The sequence below is a fragment of the Bacillus sp. BS3(2021) genome, from assembly GCF_021043345.1.
GTDB lineage: Bacteria > Bacillota > Bacilli > Bacillales > Bacillaceae > Bacillus > Bacillus paralicheniformis.
In genome coordinates, this window is sequence record NZ_JAJNDM010000003.1 from 408,149 (window position 1) to 429,699 (window position 21,551).

A 21,551-nucleotide genomic window follows, 5' to 3' on the forward strand; every position below is an offset into this window, starting at 1 on the left:
AACGATTATAACATATATTCACTATTTTCTCTTCCCAAAATGTGAACAGATTTTAAAAAATTGATGTGATATAGTAGAAAATGTGTTTCTATTTCTTTCACTACATCAAGAAGGTGATACTTTGAAAAAGAAATCTGTTTTGCTTCCATTGCTGTTGATAGCCGTGGCTGTCTACGCCTTTCTGCGGTCGGGCCGGATCAGCCTGTTTGACGGACAGGAAGAATGGTCTGTACTTGCGGGGCTCATCGGGCTGGCTCTTTTTTATCAGGGGCGGAAGGAAGCCGATTCCGCCCATTCCTTTGCAGGGCTCTTCATGACAGCGATCGGCGTTTATTTCACATTTAAAGAGGACTATTTCAGCCGCGCGGATGATTTTGCGGTCATCGTGCTGATCCTTGGTGCGGCGCTTCTTGTCAAATCGTTTAAGACGAAAGAATATCAATATGAGAGTCTGCTGATGATCGCAGTCGCCCTCTATCTTTATTTTTTCCGGCAGATTGCCGCCTGGCTGAAGACGGCGAATATCGAGACGGCATATGTAGAAGCTTATTGGCCGGCCGCTTTTATCGCGGTTAGTCTGCTTTTATTATTCTTAAAAAGAAAATAGTTTATTCAAGAAAAAGCACTTGCATCAATCCCGCAAGTGCTTTTTCTTTTATCTCGCGATCATTTGCTCGATCGCCGACCACGCTTCTTGTTTACCCTTTTTCGTCTCGGAGGAAAACAAGATGAGCTGGTCTTCTTTTTCTATATTGAGCGTCTCTTTGACGACTTTGGCATGCTTTTCCCATTTACCTTTAGGGATTTTATCCGCTTTTGTCGCAATCACGATCACAGGAATTTCATAATGCTTTAAAAAGTCGTACATGATGACATCATCCTGTGAAGGAGCATGTCTGAGGTCGACGATTTGGACGACCGCTTTCAGTTCTTCGCGGGATGTCAAATACGTCTCTATCATACGGCCCCAAGCCTCGCGCTCCGTTTTGGAGACTTTCGCAAATCCGTAACCGGGCACATCGACAAAGTGAAGAACATCGTTAATGATATAAAAGTTTAATGTCTGTGTTTTGCCCGGCTTTGATGATGTCCTCGCCAAGTTTTTACGGTTGATCATTGTATTGATAAATGACGATTTTCCGACATTAGATCTCCCGGCAAGGGCGATTTCCGGCAGCCCCCCTTCAGGGTACTGCTCGGGTTTCACCGCACTGATGACAATCTCTGATTTCGTTACTTTCATTTCTCTTCTCCTACTAGCGCATGCTTTAGAACTTCGTCCAGGTGAGCGACAGGAATGAAGGTTAAGCCTTCCCGCACGCTGTTTGGAATGTCCTCAATGTCTTTTTCATTATCTTTCGGCATAATGACAGTCTTTAAGCCGGCACGGTGTGCGCCGAGCGCCTTTTCCTTCAAGCCGCCGATCGGAAGGACGCGGCCTCTTAACGTGATTTCGCCGGTCATGCCGACATTTCGTGAAACAGGTCGGCCCGTCAGCGCCGAAACAAGAGCTGTCGCCATTGTGATCCCCGCGGATGGCCCGTCCTTCGGAACGGCCCCTTCCGGTACGTGAATGTGAATATCGTGTTTTTCATGAAAATCAGGGTTGATGTTTAACTCTTCCGCTTTTGAACGGACATAGCTGAATGCGGCTTGTGCCGACTCTCTCATGACATCGCCGAGCTTTCCGGTTAAAATGAGCTTGCCTTTCCCGGGGGAAAGAGACACTTCGATGGACAGCGTATCTCCGCCGACCGTCGTGTAAGCAAGACCTGTGACAACGCCGATCTGATCGTCGAGCTCAGCCTGTCCGTACCTGAACATTCTTTTTCCTAAATAGTCTTCAAGGTTTTTGTCCGTGACCGTAATTCTTTTTCTTTCCCCTGATACGATCAGCTTCGCCGCTTTTCTGCATATCGCTGCGATTTGGCGTTCAAGACTTCTGACGCCGGCTTCCCTCGTATAATAGCGAATAACATCAAGGACAGCCTGCTCCCGTATTTGCAGATTGGATTTTTTCAGACCGTGTTCTTTCAGCTGTTTTGGAAGCAGATGGTCTTTGACGATTTCGACCTTTTCCACTTCCGTATAGCCCGCGATCGTGATGATCTCCATTCGGTCTCTGAGCGGACCGGGGATTGTGGCCAGGTTGTTCGCGGTCGCAATAAACAAAACCTTTGATAAATCAAACGTCTCTTCAATATAATGGTCGCTGAACGTATGGTTTTGTTCAGGATCGAGCACTTCCAGCATCGCTGAAGCAGGATCTCCCCTGAAATCCGAAGCCATTTTGTCAATCTCGTCCAAAAGGAACACGGGATTGTTCTTGCCTGCTTTTTTCATCCCCTGAATAATGCGGCCCGGCATGGCGCCTACATATGTGCGGCGGTGGCCGCGGATTTCGGATTCATCCCTCACGCCGCCAAGGGAAATGCGGACAAATTTGCGTCCGAGCGATTTGGCGATCGATTTGGCCAGCGAGGTTTTTCCGACACCCGGAGGTCCAGCCAAGCATAAGATCGGTCCTTTTAACGAGCGGGTCAGCTTTTGGACTGCCAAATATTCGAGAACCCGTTCTTTCACTTTTTCAAGGCCGTGATGTTCTTCATCAAGAATTTGACTGGCGAGATTTAAATCAAGCCTGTCTTCTGTTGCATCATTCCATGGGAGGGAAATAAGCCATTCAATATAATTGCGGATGACAGAACTTTCAGCTGAGCTTGACGGAATTTTTTCGTACCGGTTTAGCTCTTTAAACGCGGTTTCTTTCACATTGTCAGGCATGCCGGCCTGTTCGATTTTCTCAGTCAGCTTTTGGACCTCGCCCGTTTTTCCTTCTTTATCGCCAAGCTCTTTTTGAATGGCTTTCATCTGCTCGCGCAGGTAATACTCCTTTTGCGTTCTTTCCATTGAACGCTTGACGCGCTGCCCGATCTTCTTTTCAATCTCAAGGACTTCTTTTTCGTTGTGAATCAGGTCGATCACTTTGTTTAATCTGGCTTTGACATCGATCGTTTCCAGCACTTCCTGCTTGTCTTTCAGCTTAAGCGGCAGGTGGGAGGCGACGATATCGGCCATTCTTCCCGGCTCTTCAATATCTGTCACAGCGGCAAATGTTTCAGCCGATATTTTTTTCGAAATCTTTATGTATTGATCGAAGTGGTCAAGCAATGTGCGCATGAGTGCTTCATCTTCAACATCTTTTTCAGTCTCTTCATCGATTCGTTCGATTTTTACAGACGTATATTCATCTAAATCATGGTACTCAAGAATGCGGGCGCGCTGCAGCCCCTCCACCAAAACGCGGATCGTTCCGTTCGGCAGCTTGAGCATCTGCTTGATTTTTGTATAGGTTCCGAATGTAAAAATCTCGTCTTCATCCGGTTCGTCTATGGATATGTCCTTTTGTGTTGCCAAAAAGATCATATGGTCATTCATCATCGCCTGTTCAAGCGCCTGAACCGACTTTTCACGCCCGACGTCAAGGTGCAAAACCATCGTCGGATAGACGAGTAAACCTCTTAAAGGGAGGAGCGGGATGTTTCGTTTCGTTTCATCTGCCATTTTGACTGACACCTCCGTAACTTTAGTATGAACCATTATAATATACTTTTTTTATCCCTGTACAATTGTAAGCCCGGCGAAATAAAAAGGGTCTCCTGTAGTATACCCTTTCTTTCAGTTCTGAAAAAGGAAAAGATGTCCTCCGCTAAGAAAACATGCCGGCGCCTGTCGGAGAAAACCGGCCCGAAAAAAATCCCCATCTGAAATGATGGGGATTTATACGGATTCTCTTTTCATCTGAGCGCCGTCAGGCATTTCTGAAGGAGGGTTGACCAATGCAAGGTCCAGCACTTCCTGCAAGGTTTTGACGGGAATGATATGTACGCCTTCTATCCGCTTTAAAATCGACTGGACATTTTCATGCGGAATAATAACCGTTTTTGCCCCCGCATGCTTGGCCGCTTTGATTTTCGGAATCACGCCGCCGATCGGCTTTACCCGGCCGTTCAGGCTGATTTCCCCCGTCATGGCGACAGTATGGTCTATCGGAACCTTATGAATGGCGGAGAAAATGCCCGCCGCCATGGCAATTCCTGCAGATGGTCCGTCAACCGGGATACCGCCGGGGAAATTCACGTGAATATCATAATCCGAAGCTTTTACTCCCATTGTCCGCAATACAGTCATGACATTTTCGACCGACCCTTTCGCCATGCTTTTCCGGCGGATCGATTTTGACTGGTTGCCGATATTCTCTTCTTCTGCGATGCCTGTGATATTAATCGATCCCTTATCAGCAGCCTTGTTGACTGTGACTTCAATTTCGAGCAGCGAACCGCTGTTAGGGCCGTGGACGGCAAGTCCGTTGACGATGCCGACCTGCGGTTTGGAGGCAATTTTTTGTTCATATTTCGGTGTCAGCTGGCTCGAATGGATCACCCATTCGATATCTTCAACCGTCACCTCGTCGCGCTCTTCAGTCAAAGCCATTCCGGCGGCGATTTGCATCATATTGACGACTTCGCGGCCGTTTCTCGCATACCGCGTCAACAGGTCAAGTCCTTCCTCTGCGACTTTCTTCTGAATCTTATCAGCCGCTTTTTTGGCGACCGTTTTTAATTCTTGCTTTTCAAGGTCGCGGAAGAACACTTCCAGACATCTCGACCGAATCGCTGGCGGGATTTCGTCAGGCATCCTCGTCGTCGCGCCGATCAGTCTGAAATCCGCCGGCAGCCCGTTTTGAAAAATGTCGTGGATGTGTTTGGGGATTTGCGTGTTTTCTTCACTGTAATAGGCGCTTTCCAAAAACACTTTCCGATCTTCAAGCACCTTCAGCATTTTATTCATTTGAATCGGATGAAGCTCTCCGATTTCGTCGATGAATAATACCCCGCCGTGCGCATGCGTAACGGCTCCCTGCTTTGGCTGAGGAATTCCGGCCTGCCCCATCGCTCCGGCACCCTGATAAATCGGATCGTGGACCGATCCGATCAACGGGTCGGCGATTCCCCGCTCGTCGAAGCGGGCCGTTGTCGCGTCAAGCTCGACAAAGACGGAATGTTCCTGGAACGGTGAGCGCTTGTTCTTTTTCGCTTCTTCGAGGACAAGCCTTGCAGCTGCGGTTTTCCCCACACCTGGAGGGCCGTAAATAATGACATGCTGCGGATTTGGTCCGCAAAGGGCGGCTTTCAGCGCTTTAATGCCGTCCTCTTGGCCGACGATGTCTTTAAAAGCTGTCGGCCTTACCTTTTCTGATAACGGTTCTGATAAATGGATTGATCTCATTTTCCGGAGCTGTTCCATCTCTTTTTTGGACTCTCTGTCTATCGTAACCTTTTGGGTTCTTTGATTCTTGAGCAGATTCCAAAAATATAATCCGATGATGATCCCGAAAAATAGTTGTACAAAAAGTGCAATGCTCGTCCAGCTCAACTGATGGTCCCTCCTGAAATGGTTTCGTATCTTTAAGTATGTCAGATAGTATTTCCTGATCACGGAGGGAATAAACGTACAGAAAGGGATAATTTTGCTTTTCGAACCGTCACTTTTTTCTGTATGGCGACGGTTTCCAAATGCAAAAAAAGAACCTCCTTTGGCTAGGAGGTTCTCTGCATTATGCTGAAGTTTTTTTGTCTTTATTGACGACCGTGCCGTCTTTCATAATGAGACGCGGCGGTTCGCCGTCAGTGACGGTTTTACCTGTAATCACGCATTTTTCAATATCCTCGCGTGACGGCAGATCGAACATCACGTCGAGCATGATTCCTTCGATAATGGAACGAAGTCCGCGTGCTCCTGTTTTACGTTCAATTGCTTTTTTAGCGATTTCTGTGAGCGCTTCGTCTTCAAATACAAGCTCCACATCATCCAGCTCAAGCATTTTTCTATATTGTTTAACAAGTGCGTTTTTCGGTTTTGTTAAAATTTCAACCAGCGCTTTTTCATCGAGTGGTTCAAGGCTTGCGATGATCGGGAGACGGCCGATGAATTCAGGGATCAGACCGAAGCGAAGCAAGTCTTCCGGAAGCACTTTGGAAAGAAGCGCCTCTTTTTCAAGATCTTCATGCTTGTTGTCAGAGCCGAAGCCGATGACCTTTTGACCGAGACGGCGCTTGATGATTTGCTCGATTCCGTCAAAAGCTCCGCCGCAAATGAACAGGATGTTCGTTGTGTCAATCTGGATGAACTCTTGATGAGGATGCTTTCTTCCGCCTTGTGGAGGAACGCTTGCAACCGTACCTTCAAGAATTTTAAGCAGAGCCTGCTGAACGCCTTCACCTGATACATCGCGTGTAATTGAAGGGTTCTCGGACTTTCTGGCCACTTTATCGATTTCATCGATGTAGATAATGCCTTTTTCCGCTTTTTCAACATCGTAGTCAGCAGCCTGAATCAGCTTAAGCAAAATGTTCTCCACATCTTCACCGACATAGCCTGCTTCAGTAAGCGAAGTGGCATCTGCAATGGCAAACGGCACATTCAGGATGCGGGCTAGTGTTTGAGCAAGAAGCGTTTTTCCGCTTCCAGTCGGTCCGATCATGGAAATATTACTTTTTGACAGCTCGACATCATCGACTTTGCTGTTCGAATTGATCCGCTTGTAATGATTGTAGACGGCCACGGCAAGGGATTTTTTTGCCTGGTCCTGGCCGATGACGTATTCATCAAGAATCTCGCGGATTTCCTTTGGTTTTGGGACATCTTTGAACTCCACTTCTTCTTCAGAGCCGAGTTCCTCTTCTACAATTTCAGTGCAAAGTTCGATGCACTCGTCACATATATATACGCCTGGTCCGGCGACAAGCTTGCGTACCTGATCTTGTGTTTTTCCGCAAAACGAGCATTTTAATTGTCCTTTTTCCTCGTTGAATTTAAACATTCTTTCACCCCTTATATCCTTGTCATTCCTGTTTCTTCGTTAAAAGAAACATCGCTTGAAAACATTCGTTCCATTATGTATTGCATTTTACCACACTTTCCAAAAAGGCGATAACGTTGTGTTTGCCGTTCGGCATATTCAATATGTATGTTGATCAAAACGACATTATCTATCCTTTCCCAAAGAAAAGATGATAAGTCAAAATTGTATAAAACAAGGCACGAAACATTCGCGCCCTGTTTTATATAAAGTATGATTATGAAACATATTAACGGTTTTCTACAAGAAAATCAATTGCTTTGCGAACTTTTAAGTCCTCTTTCATTCCTTCTGTAGAACCGATTGCTTGTTTGATGTTTTCAACAGGCATGTTGTACGCTTCAGCCATTTTAGAAAGCTCTTCTTCGACTTCTTCGTCAGTGACTTGAAGGTTTTCAGCTTTGGCGATGGCTTCCAGTGTCAGGTTGGATTTCACGCGTTTTTCAGCATCCTCTTTCATTTGCTCTTTCAGCGCGTTTTCATCCTGTCCTGAGAATTGGAAGTAAAGCTCAAGGTTCATGCCTTGCATTTGCAGACGCTGTTCGAATTCTTTCATCATGCGGTCAAGCTCTGTGTCGATCATCGCTTGAGGAATGTCAGCTTCAGCGTTTTCAGCTGCTTTTACGACAAGCTCTTCGCGAAGTTTAGCGTCCGCTTCGTTTTCTTTTGCTTCCTCGAGACGTTTTTTCGTTTTTTCAGTCAGCTCGGCAAGCGTTTCAACTTCCTCATCGACATCTTTCGCAAACTCGTCATTAAGCTCAGGAAGCTCCTTCGCTTTGATTTCGTGGATTTTCACTTTGAATACGGCAGGTTTGCCCGCAAGCTCTTCCGCATGGTATTCCTCAGGGAATGTTACTTCTACGTCTTTTTCAGCACCGGCTTCAAGTCCGACAAGCTGATCTTCAAAACCTGGAATGAAAGAGCCTGAACCGACTTCAAGGGAATAGTTTTCCGCTTTTCCGCCTTCGAACGCTTCGCCGTCTACGAATCCTTCGAAGTCAAGAACAACAGTGTCCCCTTCTTCCACTTTGCCGTCTTCTTTTACAACGAGTTCAGCCTGGCGCTCTTGAAGAGACTTCAGTTCATTTTGAACGTCTTCATCCGTTACGGCAGTATCGTCTTTTTCAATGCCAAGGCCTTTGTATTCGCCAAGTTTCACTTCAGGCTTAACCGTTACCTTCGCAGTGAAGATCAGGTTTTCGCCTTTTTCGATTTTTTCCACATCGATTTCCGGGCGATCAACAGGCTCAATGCCCGCTTCCTCTACCGCTTTCGGATACTCGACAGGAAGCAGGATGTCCAGCGCATCCTGATAAAGCGCCTCAACACCAAAACGCTGTTCAAACAAACCGCGCGGTACTTTCCCTTTGCGGAATCCAGGAATGGATACTTGCTTTACGACTTTTTTAAATGCATCATCAAGGGCTTTATTAAAGGTATCGGCATCTACCTCAACCGTTAAAACGCCTTCGTTTCCTTCTTGCTTTTCCCATTTTACTGACATGTGTTTCCCTCCAAAATCTATTCAGGTTGTGTCGGTTTTCCATTTTAAAACAAACAAACGGCTACGTCCATCGCAAGCTGCCGACTGTGTGCAGCTCATGTGTTTCTGACAGCCATCATTATGTATACAAAGATAAATAATGAACTTTAAGCGGCAAACGGATCAACTTCCGTTTTTCACAAATGCAACCACTATATTATAACACAATGCCCGCTGCTTTCAACATTTACAAATAAGAAATTTCTTCTATGTCTTTGATGAGCGCGCAGGCCTCGTCAAGCTGTCTGTCATTGAATTCATAGAGAATATGAAGCTCCTCTTTATCGATGTCGATCCCGTGCATTTCGTATCCGACTTTATGCAGCGCAGCAGCCCAGAGCTCGCGGTTTGAGTATTTAGGCTGAAACGGATAGAGGACGTAAATATGCCTTCTCCACAGCTCTTCGACCGCTTGGTACAGCGTGGGATTTTCATTCCCCAGCGTGTCATCCAGCACGCTCAGAACATGCTTTAATATCGGCATATCATCCGGCTTGACTGTCTCTGTCGGATTAATTGTCATCGAATCGCCAAATTTTGCGACAAGTGTCGGCTTTTCATGGTCTGACTCGGCCAAAAGCTGGAGAATCATCGTTTTTACGACAGGATGCGCGCTCGGATTTTGCAAAATTGTTTTCAACAAGCCGATATAGCTTGTCAGATTGCGGTCCTTCAGTCCGTGAAGAAGCTTAACCTGCTCTTCCGTGTCATTCAAAAGCCTTTCCTGATCAACCTCCTCCGTCTCGGGAAGGTCTTCGGTGATATCCTCAGGTCCGGGGTCTTCCGTCATCTTGCGGCTGAAATCAAGCAGTTTATAAAACTGTTCCGCGCTTTCAGGAGGCAGCTTATTTTCTTCGAGTACAGCTTCAATCGTTTCTTTTACTTTTTCGTATTGTCTGAGCTGGATTAAAATCGTCATATAGACTTGTAAAACGGTAAAATAATGGCCGTGGCCTTCTTTCAGCATTTTTTCACAGATGCCTTTCGCTTCTTCAAGCTCGCCGATTTCCAGCAGGCAGATGGCCATTCCCAGATAAATATCCGATTCCTCGTCATCATAGCGCTTCGCTTCAGAAAACAGCCTGAGCGCTTCATGGTAATTCTTTTCTTTAAGCGCGGCCATCCCTTTGTGCACTAAACGCTCCTTAACGTTCGGGAACGGGATGATCTTCGAGTTTTTCTTGTCATGCTTCATTTCTAAGTTCCTTTCAGGCACTTATTTTTTAACAAGTGTAACAACCCGGCCCGCTAAACACAAGAAAGAACCGGCGGCAGTATGCTGCCTTCAGCAAAAAAAGCCTCCGATCTACATCGGACAGCTTTTTTATGCTTGCAGCCAAGAACTTCTCTGTTTCTCAAATTGTTCGATTTCTTCTTCAAGGAGCAATGTTAAAGAAATTTCATCGTACCCGTTCAGCAGCATCTCTTTCCAATGCGGATCGACCTCAAATGCAATCTGCTGCCCGGCGTGGTCTGTTATCGTCTGTTTTTCAAGATCGACAGTCATCGGCAAAGACTGATGTTCATACTGTTCAGCAAGCACTTTCCACGTCTCGTAAGGAAGGCGGATCGGCAGCATGCCGTTTTTGAAACAGTTTTGGTGAAAGATATCAGCAAAAGACGGCGCGATAATGATTTTAAATCCGTAGTCGTCTAGCGCCCATGGGGCGTGTTCCCTTGAAGAGCCGCAGCCGAAGTTTTCGCCGGCGATTAAAATCGAAGCGCCTTTGTATTCCTGCCGGTTCAGCTCAAAATCAGGGTTTGGATCGCCGTTATCCAAATACCTCCAGTCAAAGAAAGCAAAGCGGCCGTATCCCGTTCTTTCGATCCTCTTTAAAAATTGCTTCGGAATGATCTGGTCCGTGTCTACGTTGATTCTGTTTAGCACCGCCGCTATTCCGGCATGGGTCTTTAATGGCTCCATCTTGTCACTCCTCTATACAGCTGTTGTCTCTTGGTAATATTTTCTGACATCGACAAAGCGTCCGTGAATCGCGGCCATCGCGGCCATCGCCGGGCTGACGAGATGCGTCCTGGCCCCTTTGCCCTGTCTGCCTTCAAAATTGCGGTTGGAAGTAGAAGCACAGCGCTCTCCTTCAGGGACAACATCGTTGTTCATGCTCAAACACATGCTGCATCCCGATTCTCTCCATTCAAAACCCGCTTCGATGAAAATCTGGTGAAGCCCTTCATTTTCAGCTTGAATTTTGACGCTTTGCGAGCCGGGAACGACGATCGCTCTGACGCCGTCGGCGACTTTTTGGCCTTTTATCATTTCAGCAGCCTGGCGAAGATCTGTCATGCGCGAGTTGGTGCATGAACCGATAAAGACGTGCTCGATTGTAATGTCCTCGATTTTTTTATATGGTTCAAGACCCATATATTCATATGCGCGCTGCGCTTCTTTTTTATCGTCTTCCTGAGAGAAGGCCTCAGGGCCCGGAATCGCTTCATCAACCGGCAGCACCATGCCAGGGTTGATGCCCCACGTCACCATCGGTGAAATCGCGCTTCCGTCCATCACGATCGTCCGGTCGTAGACCGCCCCCGGATCGGTTCTCAGATTCTTCCACTCTTCTACAGCTTTCTCAAACTCTTCGCCTTTTGGCGCATATTTTTTCGTTTTGACATATTCAAATGTTGTTTCATCCGGTGCAATCAATCCTGCTCTTGCCCCAGCTTCGATTGACATGTTGCACACCGTCATCCGTTCGTCCATCGACATGTTTCGGAATACTTCGCCGGTATATTCAATGACATAACCCGCACCGAATTTAACCCCGTATTTTCCGATGACCGCCAGAATGACGTCTTTAGCCGTCACTCCTTTTTGCAGTTTGCCGTCAACGCGGATTTCCAGCGTCTTCGGTTTTTGCTGCCAAAGCGTCTGCGTCGACAAGACGTGCTCCACCTCGCTCGTTCCGATTCCGAAAGCGAGCGCACCAAACGCTCCGTGTGTAGATGTATGACTGTCTCCGCAAACGATCGTTTTGCCCGGCAGCGTCAGCCCCAGTTCAGGCCCGATGACATGGACGATCCCCTGGTCGACGCTTGACAAGTCTGCGAGGCGGATGCCGAATTCTTCGCAATTCCGTTCGAGCGCACTGACCTGCCGTTTGGCGACATCATCTTTAATCTCAAACCGATTGACAGTCGGAATGTTGTGGTCCATTGTGGCAAACGTATTTTGAGGCCGTCTGACTTTTCTATTCTTTTGCCTTAGGCCTTCAAAGGCCTGGGGTGACGTTACCTCGTGTATCAGATGCAGATCGATATAGAGAAGGTCAGGCTTCCCTTCACCTTTTTTAATCACGTGTTGATCCCAAATTTTTTCGATGATCGTTCGAGGCATCATCTTTCTTCCTCCCTCTACCAATATCCATTTTCCTTAAACGTAAGCGGTCATGATGTTTGAAATGGCATTGTCGTCTGCCAGCGCAGCTTTTACTTCCCCTGTAATCGATTGAGTCGTGGAATGTTCCGATCCTTTTGCCAGGTCCTTCGTCCGCTTACCTGCCCGGAGAACTTGATCAACTGCGTGTTCAACAGCTTTCGCTTCAGCTTCAAGACCGAATGACGTCCTGAGCATCATAGCCGCGGACAAGATCGCCGCAAGCGGATTGGCTATGTTCTGTCCCGCGATATCAGGGGCCGAGCCGTGCACAGGTTCATATAGATGAAGTCCGGAGCTTGATAAGCTTGCCGACGGCAGCATGCCGAGCGACCCGGTTAGCATCGATGCTTCATCGCTTAAAATATCGCCGAACATGTTTTCAGTCACGATAATGTCAAACTGTCCAGGCGCATAAATAAGCTGCATCGCTGCATTGTCGACGAGCATGTGCTCAAGCTTGACGTCAGGAAACTCTTTCGCTACTTCTTCCGCCGTCTTGCGCCATAGTTTGCTTGACTCAAGGACGTTCGCTTTATCAACTGAGGTCACTTTGCCTTTTCGTCTCTGCGCCATTTGGAAGGCCTCCCTGATGACCCTTTCCATTTCCGACTTTTTATAAAACAGCGTGTCAACGGCTTCTTCCTCGCCGTTCTGATTGACGTACTGCTCGCTAGGCTTTCCGAAATACAGGCCGCCCGTCAGCTCGCGAACGATGACAAAGTCAACACCTTCGATATATTCAGCTTTTAACGGAGAAGCCCCCGCAAGGCTTTCAAATACTTTAACAGGCCGCAGATTGGCAAAAAGATCGAGCTGCTTGCGGATGGCGAGCAGCCCTTTTTCAGGCCTCAGCTCAGAAGGATTTTGATCCCATTTCGGCCCGCCTACTGCTCCGAGCAAAATGGCGTCCGCAGCTTTGCAAGCGGCGACAGTTTCCTCGGGAAGCGGCGCTCCCGCCTCATCAATTGCCGCTCCGCCGATCAGGCCGTATTCAAATTCGAATTCATGCTGATAATGTTCAGCAACGCTTTTCAGCACATCAACAGCCGCGTCCAATACTTCGGGACCAATTCCGTCACCGGGCAAAAGTGCGATTCGTTTTTTCAAATTCAACAAACTCCTTCCTTATTACTGTTATGATCCTACAGCCGCCTGTTTTGACAATCCTTCCGTATTCGTCTTCAATACAAGATAGCGGTTCACTGCGTTCAAGTAAGCTTTGGCAGATGCTTCGAGAACATCCTGGGCGACTCCGCGTCCTCCGGATTCTTTTCCGTCGATCATCACCCTGACGTATACTTGCGCGAATGCATCCTGTCCCTTGCGATTGGATTGAATCCGGTAATCAAGGAGCTGAACTTCTTTATCCATACAGCGCTTCAGCGTGTTGTACACCGCTTCAACACTTCCCGCTCCGGTCGCCGCTTCCTGGATGATCTGATCCGTTTCCTGATCTTTAAGGGAAACCGTTGCTGTCGGAACCTGCGAGGTGCCGTAATGAACCTGCAGTGAAATAAATTCATAGCCGATTTTGCGGTCTGCCGTTTTCTCCTCGAGAATCAGCGAGATGAGATCTTCATCCGTAAATTCCTTTTTCTTGCCGGTAAGTTCTTTAAAGATGTTAAAAAATTTATTGATTTCTTCTTCTCCAAACTGGAATCCGAGGTTTTGCAGCTTATCTTTAAATGCGTGGCGCCCTGAATGCTTTCCGAGGACAAGCGCATCCGTTTTTACGCCGACAAGCTCCGGAGAAATAATTTCATATGTTGTTTTTTCTTTTAAGAAGCCGTCCTGGTGAATGCCTGATTCGTGGGCAAAGGCATTATCGCCGACGACCGCTTTGTTCCGCGGCACGGCCATGCCGGTCAGTTTGCTCACTAAATCACTTGTCCGCTTAATCTCATTCAGCTGAATCGTTGATTCCGCCTGGTAGAAATCTTTTCGGAGATAGAGGGCGACGGCGATTTCTTCAAGAGAGGCGTTCCCCGCTCTTTCGCCTATGCCGTTGATGACCGATTCGACTTGATCCGCTCCGTTTTCAATCGCAGCCAAAGAGTTGGCGACAGCCATGCCTAAATCATCGTGGCAATGGGCTGAAAGCGTGACTTTGTCAGCATTGCGGGCATTTTCTTTAATATAGCGGAAAATATTTCCGTACTCGGCGGGCGCTAAATAACCGACCGTATCCGGAAGATTGACGACGTCCGCTCCCGCGGCGATCACTTCGCTGACGATCTCGGCTAAAAACGGAAGGTCGGTCCGGCACGCATCTTCGGCAGACCACTGGACGATCGGGAAGCGTTCTTTGGCGTATTTCACCATTGCGACCGCCTGTTCCAGAACCTGTTCGCGCGTTTTTTTCAGCTTATATTTTAAATGGATGTCAGAAGTGGCGATAAAAATGTGAAGCCTTGGTTCAGCCCCGTCTTTGAGCGCTTCCCACGCCGAATCGATATCTCCTTTGACAGAGCGGGCAAGCCCCGTTACCGAACAGTTTTTAATCGTCCTTGCGATTTCTTTTACTGCGTTGAAATCCCCGGGGGATGAAGCGGGGAAACCCGCTTCCATAATGTTGACCCCGAGTTTTTCAAGCTGCTGGGCGATCGCCAGCTTCTCCTGCGTGTTTAAATTAACGCCCGGCGACTGCTCACCGTCACGGAGTGTCGTATCAAAAAAGTTAATTTTTCGCACCGGCTACCACCGCTTCCTTCTTCTTGCCCTGCTTGACAAACGGCATCATTTCGCGAAGCTTTCTTCCGACCACTTCGATTTCGTGTTCGTTTTCGCTTGTATTGATGGCGTTGAAACGCGGACGGTTGACTTGGTTTTCGACGATCCATTCTTTCGCGAATGTACCGTTTTGGATGTCTTTCAATACTTCTTTCATTGATGCTTTTACCTTCTCATCGACGACGCGCGGGCCTGATACGAAATCTCCCCACTGCGCTGTGTCTGAAATCGAATATCTCATGCCTGCCAAACCTTCTTCATACATCAAGTCGACGATGAGCTTCAGCTCGTGCAGACACTCGAAGTATGCGAGTTCAGGCTGATAGCCCGCTTCTGTCAGCGTTTCGAATCCTGCTTTGACAAGGGAAGTCAATCCTCCGCACAGCACCGCCTGTTCACCGAAAAGATCGGTTTCAGTTTCTTCTTTAAATGTTGTTTCAAGAACACCGGCTCTTGCTCCGCCGATCGCTTTAGCATAAGCAAGGGCTTTGTCTTTCGCTTCCCCTGTGACATCCTGATAGATCGCAAACAGCGCCGGAACCCCTGCACCTTGTTCAAACGTTCTTCTGACAAGATGTCCCGGTCCTTTAGGAGCGACAAGGAATACGTCAACATCTGCCGGAGGCACGATCTGATGGAAATGAACGTTGAATCCGTGGGCGAATACGAGTGAATTGCCCGCTTGAAGTCCGTCTTTAATTTCCGCTTCATACACTTTTTGCTGCTGTTCATCCGGAAGAAGCACCATAACGATGTCGGCCTGTTCTGCCGCTTCTCTTACCGTGAAAACTTGATGGCCGTCTTCCTCTGCTTTAGCAAAGGATTTCCCTTTTCTGACGCCGACAATGACGTCCACTCCGCTTTCTTTCAGGTTCAGTGCGTGCGCATGGCCTTGAGAGCCGTATCCGATTACCGCTACTTTTTTGCCTGCCAATACGTTTTCTTTGATATCACCGTTATAATATACTTTTACCATTTCAATCTCTCCCTTTTTATGTTTTATACAATAGATATTGTTTTAATAGAGGACGGCTTTTGCTGGGTTCCCCTCGCAAAGGCCGTGGTGCCTGTTCTGGCAACCTCTTTAATCCCGTATGGTTTCAACAGTTCGATCAGGGCTTCGATCTTGCTTGATTCCCCCGTCACTTGAATCACGACGCTGTCTTTTGCGACATCGACGACAGTCGCCCGAAACGGTTCAATGACGCCGTTTATTTCCGCCCTGCTCGACGGAGGGGAAACCACCCTGATTAATGCCAGCTCTCTTTGGACGATCGATTGATTTGTAATATCCGTGACTTTCAGTACATCAATCTGTTTGTTTAATTGTTTTGTCAGCTGTTCCGTTTCTTTTTCATCTGCCACATGCACGACAAACGTGATCCTGGAAATCCCCGCTGTTTCGGTGTGGCCGACGGTAATGCTTTCAATGTTGTAATGCCGTTTTGTAAACAACCCTGTAATTCTGTTTAAGACGCCGCTTTGATTCAAAACTGTCAGCGTGATGATTCTTTTCAAGGTTTCACCCCCACCATTTCGTGCAGCCCTTTTCCAGGCGCAACCATTGGAAATACTTTTTCAGCTTGTGCAACCTGAACATCGATGACCACCGGTTCATTCGACGTTAGCGCCGCTTCCAGCTTTTCTTCCGCTTCTTTTTCAGATGTGATTCGGACACCTTTGATGCCGTATGCTTCAGACAGCTTGATAAAATCAGGCTGTGATGCGAACTTGGAGTGTGAATAGCGCTCATCGTAAAAGATCTCCTGCCATTGCCGGACCATTCCGAGGCAGCGGTTGTTTAAGACCACGACTTTGATCGGAAGGTTCAGATCGCGAATGACGGACAGCTCCTGCAGTGTCATCTGGAATCCTCCGTCGCCGAGTATCGATACAACTGTCGCATCCTTATCCGCAAGCTGTGCCCCGATTGCCGCCGGAAGCCCGAAGCCCATCGTGCCGAGCCCGCCGGAAGTGACCCACCTGTCGGCTTTTTGGAACTGATAAAATTGCGCGGCCCACATTTGATGCTGTCCGACGTCCGTCGTTAAAATAGCTTCGCCTTTTGTATAGCGGTGGATATATTCGATCAGCTTCTGCGGTTTGAATCCTTCTGCTTCATTCTCTTCATACCAGAGCGGATATTCGTTTTTCCAGTCCGCAAGCTGCTTTTTCCACTCATCGGAAGCGCTCGGTTTGCCGTTTTGCTTGATTAGCTCTGTCAGTACAAGCTTGCTGTCGCCGACAACCGGAATGTGCGTATGAACGATTTTGCCGATTTCAGCCGGATCGATGTCAATGTGAGCGACTTTCGCATATTTTGCAAAATGCTTCAAGTTTCCTGTGACCCGATCATCGAATCTCGCACCGATGCTGATTAACAGATCGCTTTCATACAGAGCCATGTTGGCCGCATACGTTCCGTGCATTCCGGCCATCCCGAGGAAAAGCGGATGGTCGGCTGGAAATCCTCCCAAGCCTAACAGCGTATGCGCCACCGGAATTTGCTGCTGTTCGACATAATTTTTTAATTCTTCTGACGCTTTCCCGTGCAAGACGCCCGCGCCCGCTAAAATTACCGGCTTTTTCGCTGCACTGACCGCTTCCACAAGCTTTCTGATCTGCAGATAATTCGGTTCCTTCGTCGGCTGATAGCCAGGAAGGTGAATCTCATGGTCGTAGCGGAATTCTCCTTCTACAACGGCGATGTCTTTAGGAATATCGATTAAAACGGGGCCCGGTCTTCCTGTTGTTGCGATATGAAATGCTTCTTTAATAATTCTCGGCAGATCTTCTGCATGGCGAACCTGGTAGCTGTGCTTTGTAATCGGCATCGTAATTCCGATGACATCAGCTTCTTGAAATGCGTCAGATCCGATAACCGAGGTCGCAACCTGACCGGTGAATACGACGAGAGGCAATGAATCGATCATCGCGTCGGCCAGACCTGTTACAAGGTTGGTCGCTCCCGGACCGGATGTGGCGATGACGACACCCGGTTTCCCCGAAATCCTCGCATATCCTTCGGCTGCGTGGATAGCACCTTGTTCATGGCGCGTTAGTACATGAAACATCCCCGATCCGTAGAGTTTGTCATAAATCGACAGGACCGCACCGCCGGGATACCCGTAGATCACTTCGACATTTTCCTGTTTTAAAGCCTCAATCAGCATTGACGCCCCTGCCATTGTTTGTGTACATTGGGCATTTTCAGCATCCAACTGTACATTCGTCCCCATTTTTCTTCCTCCTTATCAAGTGATCATCATCACTGTTCATTCACGTGGTTTTTTTAAAAATAATTCATGTATATATGCCGCAAAGCATGTTTCCAATCTGCTTTTGCAGCTAAAAAAAGCCTTCCCGCCCACTGTTGACGCTGCACACCTTGCAGGCCAAAGGGGCGAAAAGGCTTTTCTTTCCGCGGTACCACCCTTGTTCGCGGCTTTCGAAAGCCGCCTTATGGATAATCGCTTATCCGGTTTAATAACGAGTGAACCTTCGTGACGTTCACCCGGCCAGCCTTACTAAACTTGGAAGTCGTTCAGGCTGACACTCAGAGGGGAGTTCACAAGCGGAGGCCGTCACCGGTTTCCAGCAATCCCGGCTCTCTGCAGGCGGCGTTTCCGCTGTTACTTATCCTCTTCAACGTTTGTCTTTATTCAACTGACACTTAAGCTTTGATCTTCGAGGCTGACTTTTATCCCTTCACGGACGACGCGCTCGCGGAACTTTTCAAGCATCCGGTTTGTGTGGACTCCCGGTTTGCCGTCCCCGATCTTGCGGCCGTCAACTTTAACGACCGCGATGACTTCTGCAGCCGTTCCGGTTAAAAACACTTCGTCGGCTGTGTATACGTCATGGCGGGTAAACGGCTCCTCCTTCACTTCATAGCCGAGCTCCTGCGCTATTTCGATAATGGCATTCCGAGTGATTCCTTCAAGCGCTCCGATATAGCCCGGAGGCGTCAAAAGCTTTCCGCTTTTATAAATAAATACGTTATCCGCAGAACCTTCGGCGACATAGCCTTGATCATTGAGCATGAGCGCTTCTGTCACGCCCGCCATGTGCGCCTCGATCCGGACAAGAATATTGTTTAAATAGTTCAGCGATTTCACTTTAGGGCTCAGCACATCAGGTCTGTTTCTTCTTGTCGGAACCGTAACGATGTCAATTCCCGTTTCATATAAGTGTTTCGGGAATATTGCCAATGGTTCGACAATTATAATGACACTCGGGTGTGAACAATTGTTTGGATCGAGTCCGAGGTCACCTGCTCCTCTTGAAACGACCAAGCGGATGTAAGCGTCTTTAAGCCCGTTTTTTTCGACTGTTTTGAGAACGTGCTGTGTCAGTTCTTCCTGCTGATATGGAATCTCCAGCATGATCGATCTCGCAGAATCGTAGAGGCGGTCCATGTGCTCTTTCATTCTGAAGATGTTGCCGTCGTATACCCTGATCCCTTCAAACACGCCGTCCCCGTATAAAAATCCGTGATCATAGACTGATATTTTAGCGTCTTCTTTTTTAACGAGTTTGTCGTTTAGGAAGATCCACTGGTCTTTCTGGTCCCCCATCCCTCTAGCACACCTTTCTGTTGTAAATGAACGCTTTAAACGGTTAAAAATCGATGATGCGGGAACCCGTTTTCCCGCTGTCATTCCCGGGAAAGATGAAAAGTTTTCAAGTGATTTGTTCTTTTGTTTGAACTCATATTACGCCCCTTTACATGCAGTGTCAACCGTATTTTTTAAAATTATTAGACAATTTCGATTAATCAATCTACTTGTATACGCTTACATGATTGATATAAAAGGAAATGCAAAATTGAAAAACAATTTGAAATTTTTTATGCAATCTATAAAGATTACATAAAAAAACTGGTGTTTTATACAGTTTTGTTAGATTTTATGACTGACAACTTTTTGAAATTTCATCCCGGAAGGTTAGATTTTTTACCACATTTGTGTACAGACTCCATTTTACGATTTTTTACATAAACTGCTGTTAATCCAAATAGAAACGGGTGAATATGATGTACCGCACCTTTCCTCCATACTCTGATCCCCGCGTGCGCCAATACCCGGGATACTTCGGTTATCCGACTACTTATGTCTATAATCCTTCAGCACACGGGCCCTATACCTATTATCCGTACGGCGGAGTGTTCACCACTCCGACTCTCGGATTCAGCATCAGCTATCCGGGAATTTCCGTTCCCGCTGTGCACGGCTTTACCGGTGGATTCAGAGAAGATTAACAAAGCACAAAAAAGAGAGAGCATTTTGCTCTCTCTTTTTACGGTTAAACGACTCCCTGAGCGATCATCGCATCCGCCACTTTAATAAATCCGGCTATATTGCAGCCGTCAAGCAGATTGCCGGGACGTCCGTATTCTGAAGCCGCTTCAACGCTTCTCTTGTAAATATCGGTCATGATCGTTCTGAGCTTCTCATCCGTTTCTTCCGCCGTCCAGTGGAGCCGTGCGCTGTTCTGCGCCATTTCGAGCGCTGAAACGGCCACACCGCCGGCATTTGCAGCCTTAGCCGGCCCGAAAAGAACCCCCGCATCCAAAAAGCGTTTGACGGCGCCCTCTTCAGACGGCATATTCGCCCCTTCTCCGACGGCTTTGACCCCATTTGAAATGAGCACTCCGGCCGCCTCTTCGTCAATTTCGTTCTGGGTCGCGCACGGAAGCGCGATATCGCACGGAATAGACCAAATACCGGAGCATCCTTCGAAATAGTGTGCTTCCGGATGCTCGCTGACATACTCGCGAATCCTTCCGTTCCCGCTTTCTTTAAGCCGCTTCACCGTCTCAAGGCTGATGCCTTTTTCGTCATAGACATAGCCGTCAGAATCACTGCAGGCCACTACTTTTGCGCCGAATTGAGCCGCTTTTTCCATCGCATACAGCGCGACATTGCCTGAACCGGAGACGACAACGGTGCTGTTTTCAAAACGCAGCCCCTGATCCTTCAGCATTTCTTCTACGAAATAAACCAGACCGTACCCTGTCGCTTCTTTCCTCGTCAAACTGCCCCCGTATTCAAGGCCTTTGCCTGTTAACACACCTGCATCATAGCGGCCCCGAATCTTTTTATACTGTCCGAACATAAACCCGACTTCCCTAGCTCCGACACCAATATCACCGGCAGGGATATCCGTGTCCGGTCCGATATGTCTGTACAGTTCATTCATGAAGCTTTGCGTAAAACTCATGATCTCCCTGTCAGACTTGCCCTTCGGATCAAAATCAGCCCCGCCTTTTCCGCCGCCGATTGGCTGGCCGGTCAAAGAATTTTTAAAAATTTGTTCGAAGCCCAAAAATTTAATAATGCTCGCATTTACAGAAGGATGAAAACGGATGCCGCCTTTATACGGACCGATTGCGCTGTTAAATTGAACCCGGTATCCCCTGTTAACCTGGATATTGCCTTCATCATCGACCCACGGCACCCTGAAGGTGATCATCCGTTCAGGCTCTGCAATCCTTTCAAGAATGCGGTGTTCGATATACTTTGGATGTCTTGCCAATACAGGGACGAGGGAATCGAAAATTTCTTTTACAGCTTGAAGAAATTCGCTTTCGTGAAGATTTCGCTGCCGCACTGTCTCATATGCTTTTGTCACATAATCTCTCGCCATCTGAACATTTGTTTGCTCCATTTTTTCTAGCGTATGCATCTTTCTTCAGCTCCCTTTCTAAAATAAAAGCAGAACGAACGTTGTAAGATTTTCTACATGGTAAATTTTACAACCAATGCCCCATTTACATCAATCTGAAAAACAGATTAAACCATTGCTGAATTGAGATGTATAACAAAAAGCGAGAATAGACGGGTATTAAGATAGAAGAACCGTTCTTAAATGCTGAGGAGAAAAGAACCAATAAACCATAAAATACCATAACATCTGAAAGGTTTTTTCTGTGCTTTTCGTTGCGATCGGCGCATTTGCCC

Annotated in this window: 17 protein-coding genes and 1 other annotated feature; of the genes, 2 read left to right on the top strand and 15 right to left on the bottom strand. The window is 47.5% G+C overall.

What is annotated here, in order from left to right; translation table 11 throughout:
* Positions 1-121: 121 nt before the first annotated feature.
* Positions 122-607: a hypothetical protein gene (locus LQ247_RS09730; protein ID WP_231005952.1), complete on the top strand. Its 486-nt coding sequence runs from the start codon at positions 122-124 to the stop codon at positions 605-607.
* 48 nt (positions 608-655) lie between these two features.
* On the opposite strand, the gene yihA is transcribed toward LQ247_RS09730, so the two are convergent.
* From yihA to ilvE, 14 genes are all read right to left on the bottom strand, one after another.
* The gene (gene yihA, locus LQ247_RS09735; protein ID WP_025811037.1) at positions 656-1,243 is read right to left on the bottom strand and encodes a ribosome biogenesis GTP-binding protein YihA/YsxC; all 588 of its coding nucleotides are present in this window, start codon (positions 1,241-1,243) and stop codon (positions 656-658) included.
* On the bottom strand, positions 1,240-3,564 hold the full coding sequence (lon, locus tag LQ247_RS09740; RefSeq protein ID WP_020452468.1) for an endopeptidase La: 2,325 nt from the start codon (positions 3,562-3,564) through the stop codon (positions 1,240-1,242). The genes yihA and lon overlap by 4 nt, the downstream gene beginning before the upstream one ends.
* Before the next feature lie 216 nt (positions 3,565-3,780).
* Positions 3,781-5,436, bottom strand: a complete 1,656-nt coding sequence (lonB, locus tag LQ247_RS09745) for an ATP-dependent protease LonB (RefSeq protein ID WP_035338220.1) — start codon at positions 5,434-5,436, stop codon at positions 3,781-3,783.
* A gap of 181 nt (positions 5,437-5,617) precedes the next feature.
* Positions 5,618-6,883, bottom strand: a complete 1,266-nt coding sequence (gene clpX, locus LQ247_RS09750) for an ATP-dependent protease ATP-binding subunit ClpX (RefSeq protein ID WP_003184083.1) — start codon at positions 6,881-6,883, stop codon at positions 5,618-5,620.
* A gap of 268 nt (positions 6,884-7,151) precedes the next feature.
* Positions 7,152-8,426, bottom strand: coding sequence for a trigger factor (gene tig, locus LQ247_RS09755; RefSeq protein WP_020452470.1), 1,275 nt, complete (start codon positions 8,424-8,426; stop codon positions 7,152-7,154).
* Between the two features lie 226 nt (positions 8,427-8,652).
* Positions 8,653-9,660, bottom strand: a complete 1,008-nt coding sequence (ddcA, locus tag LQ247_RS09760; RefSeq protein ID WP_023855434.1) for a DNA damage checkpoint antagonist DdcA — start codon at positions 9,658-9,660, stop codon at positions 8,653-8,655.
* A 129-nt stretch (positions 9,661-9,789) separates the two neighbouring features.
* On the bottom strand, positions 9,790-10,389 hold the full coding sequence (leuD, locus tag LQ247_RS09765; RefSeq protein ID WP_231005955.1) for a 3-isopropylmalate dehydratase small subunit: 600 nt from the start codon (positions 10,387-10,389) through the stop codon (positions 9,790-9,792).
* Positions 10,390-10,401: 12 nt separating this feature from the next.
* A complete protein-coding gene (leuC, locus tag LQ247_RS09770) occupies positions 10,402-11,820 on the bottom strand; it encodes a 3-isopropylmalate dehydratase large subunit (RefSeq protein WP_020452473.1) in 1,419 nt (472 codons plus the stop codon).
* A gap of 33 nt (positions 11,821-11,853) precedes the next feature.
* A complete protein-coding gene (leuB, locus tag LQ247_RS09775; RefSeq protein WP_023855435.1) occupies positions 11,854-12,966 on the bottom strand; it encodes a 3-isopropylmalate dehydrogenase in 1,113 nt (370 codons plus the stop codon).
* A gap of 27 nt (positions 12,967-12,993) precedes the next feature.
* Entirely contained in the window at positions 12,994-14,550 is a 1,557-nt protein-coding gene (locus LQ247_RS09780) for a 2-isopropylmalate synthase (protein ID WP_026579125.1), read from the bottom strand.
* Positions 14,537-15,565 carry a ketol-acid reductoisomerase gene (gene ilvC, locus LQ247_RS09785; protein WP_020452476.1) on the bottom strand — a complete coding sequence of 343 codons (1,029 nt, stop codon included), beginning with the start codon at positions 15,563-15,565 and terminating at the stop codon, positions 14,537-14,539. The genes LQ247_RS09780 and ilvC overlap by 14 nt, the downstream gene beginning before the upstream one ends.
* Before the next feature lie 23 nt (positions 15,566-15,588).
* Entirely contained in the window at positions 15,589-16,107 is a 519-nt protein-coding gene (ilvN, locus tag LQ247_RS09790; RefSeq protein WP_020452477.1) for an acetolactate synthase small subunit, read from the bottom strand.
* A complete protein-coding gene (gene ilvB / locus LQ247_RS09795) occupies positions 16,104-17,828 on the bottom strand; it encodes an acetolactate synthase large subunit (RefSeq protein WP_105980130.1) in 1,725 nt (574 codons plus the stop codon). The genes ilvN and ilvB overlap by 4 nt, the downstream gene beginning before the upstream one ends.
* A 157-nt stretch (positions 17,829-17,985) precedes the next feature.
* Positions 17,986-18,247: a binding site (T-box leader), on the bottom strand.
* Positions 18,248-18,251: 4 nt separating this feature from the next.
* Entirely contained in the window at positions 18,252-19,166 is a 915-nt protein-coding gene (ilvE, locus tag LQ247_RS09800) for a branched-chain-amino-acid transaminase (RefSeq protein ID WP_023855438.1), read from the bottom strand.
* A gap of 455 nt (positions 19,167-19,621) precedes the next feature.
* Between ilvE and LQ247_RS09805 the strand changes: the two genes are divergently transcribed.
* Positions 19,622-19,849, top strand: coding sequence for a hypothetical protein (locus tag LQ247_RS09805; protein ID WP_224067341.1), 228 nt, complete (start codon positions 19,622-19,624; stop codon positions 19,847-19,849).
* A gap of 44 nt (positions 19,850-19,893) precedes the next feature.
* On the opposite strand, the gene gdhA is transcribed toward LQ247_RS09805, so the two are convergent.
* Positions 19,894-21,276 (bottom strand): NADP-specific glutamate dehydrogenase, encoded by a 1,383-nt coding sequence (gene gdhA, locus LQ247_RS09810; RefSeq protein ID WP_128823515.1) that lies wholly within the window; start codon positions 21,274-21,276, stop codon positions 19,894-19,896.
* Between the last annotated feature and the right edge of the window lie 275 nt (positions 21,277-21,551).

Excerpts from the sequence above, each read along its gene's own strand:
- yihA (WP_025811037.1), bottom strand. The coding sequence starts at position 1,243 with ATGAAAGTAACGAAATCAGAGATTGTCATCAGTGCGGTGAAACCCGAG.
- lon (WP_020452468.1), bottom strand. The coding sequence starts at position 3,564 with ATGGCAGATGAAACGAAACGAAACATCCCGCTCCTCCCTTTAAGAGGT.
- clpX (WP_003184083.1), bottom strand. The coding sequence starts at position 6,883 with ATGTTTAAATTCAACGAGGAAAAAGGACAATTAAAATGCTCGTTTTGC.
- tig (WP_020452470.1), bottom strand. The coding sequence starts at position 8,426 with ATGTCAGTAAAATGGGAAAAGCAAGAAGGAAACGAAGGCGTTTTAACG.
- ddcA (WP_023855434.1), bottom strand. The coding sequence starts at position 9,660 with ATGAAGCATGACAAGAAAAACTCGAAGATCATCCCGTTCCCGAACGTT.
- leuD (WP_231005955.1), bottom strand. The coding sequence starts at position 10,389 with ATGGAGCCATTAAAGACCCATGCCGGAATAGCGGCGGTGCTAAACAGA.
- leuC (WP_020452473.1), bottom strand. The coding sequence starts at position 11,820 with ATGATGCCTCGAACGATCATCGAAAAAATTTGGGATCAACACGTGATT.
- ilvC (WP_020452476.1), bottom strand. The coding sequence starts at position 15,565 with ATGGTAAAAGTATATTATAACGGTGATATCAAAGAAAACGTATTGGCA.
- ilvB (WP_105980130.1), bottom strand. The coding sequence starts at position 17,828 with ATGGGGACGAATGTACAGTTGGATGCTGAAAATGCCCAATGTACACAA.
- ilvE (WP_023855438.1), bottom strand. The coding sequence starts at position 19,166 with ATGGGGGACCAGAAAGACCAGTGGATCTTCCTAAACGACAAACTCGTT.
- LQ247_RS09805 (WP_224067341.1), top strand. The coding sequence starts at position 19,622 with ATGATGTACCGCACCTTTCCTCCATACTCTGATCCCCGCGTGCGCCAA.
- gdhA (WP_128823515.1), bottom strand. The coding sequence starts at position 21,276 with ATGCATACGCTAGAAAAAATGGAGCAAACAAATGTTCAGATGGCGAGA.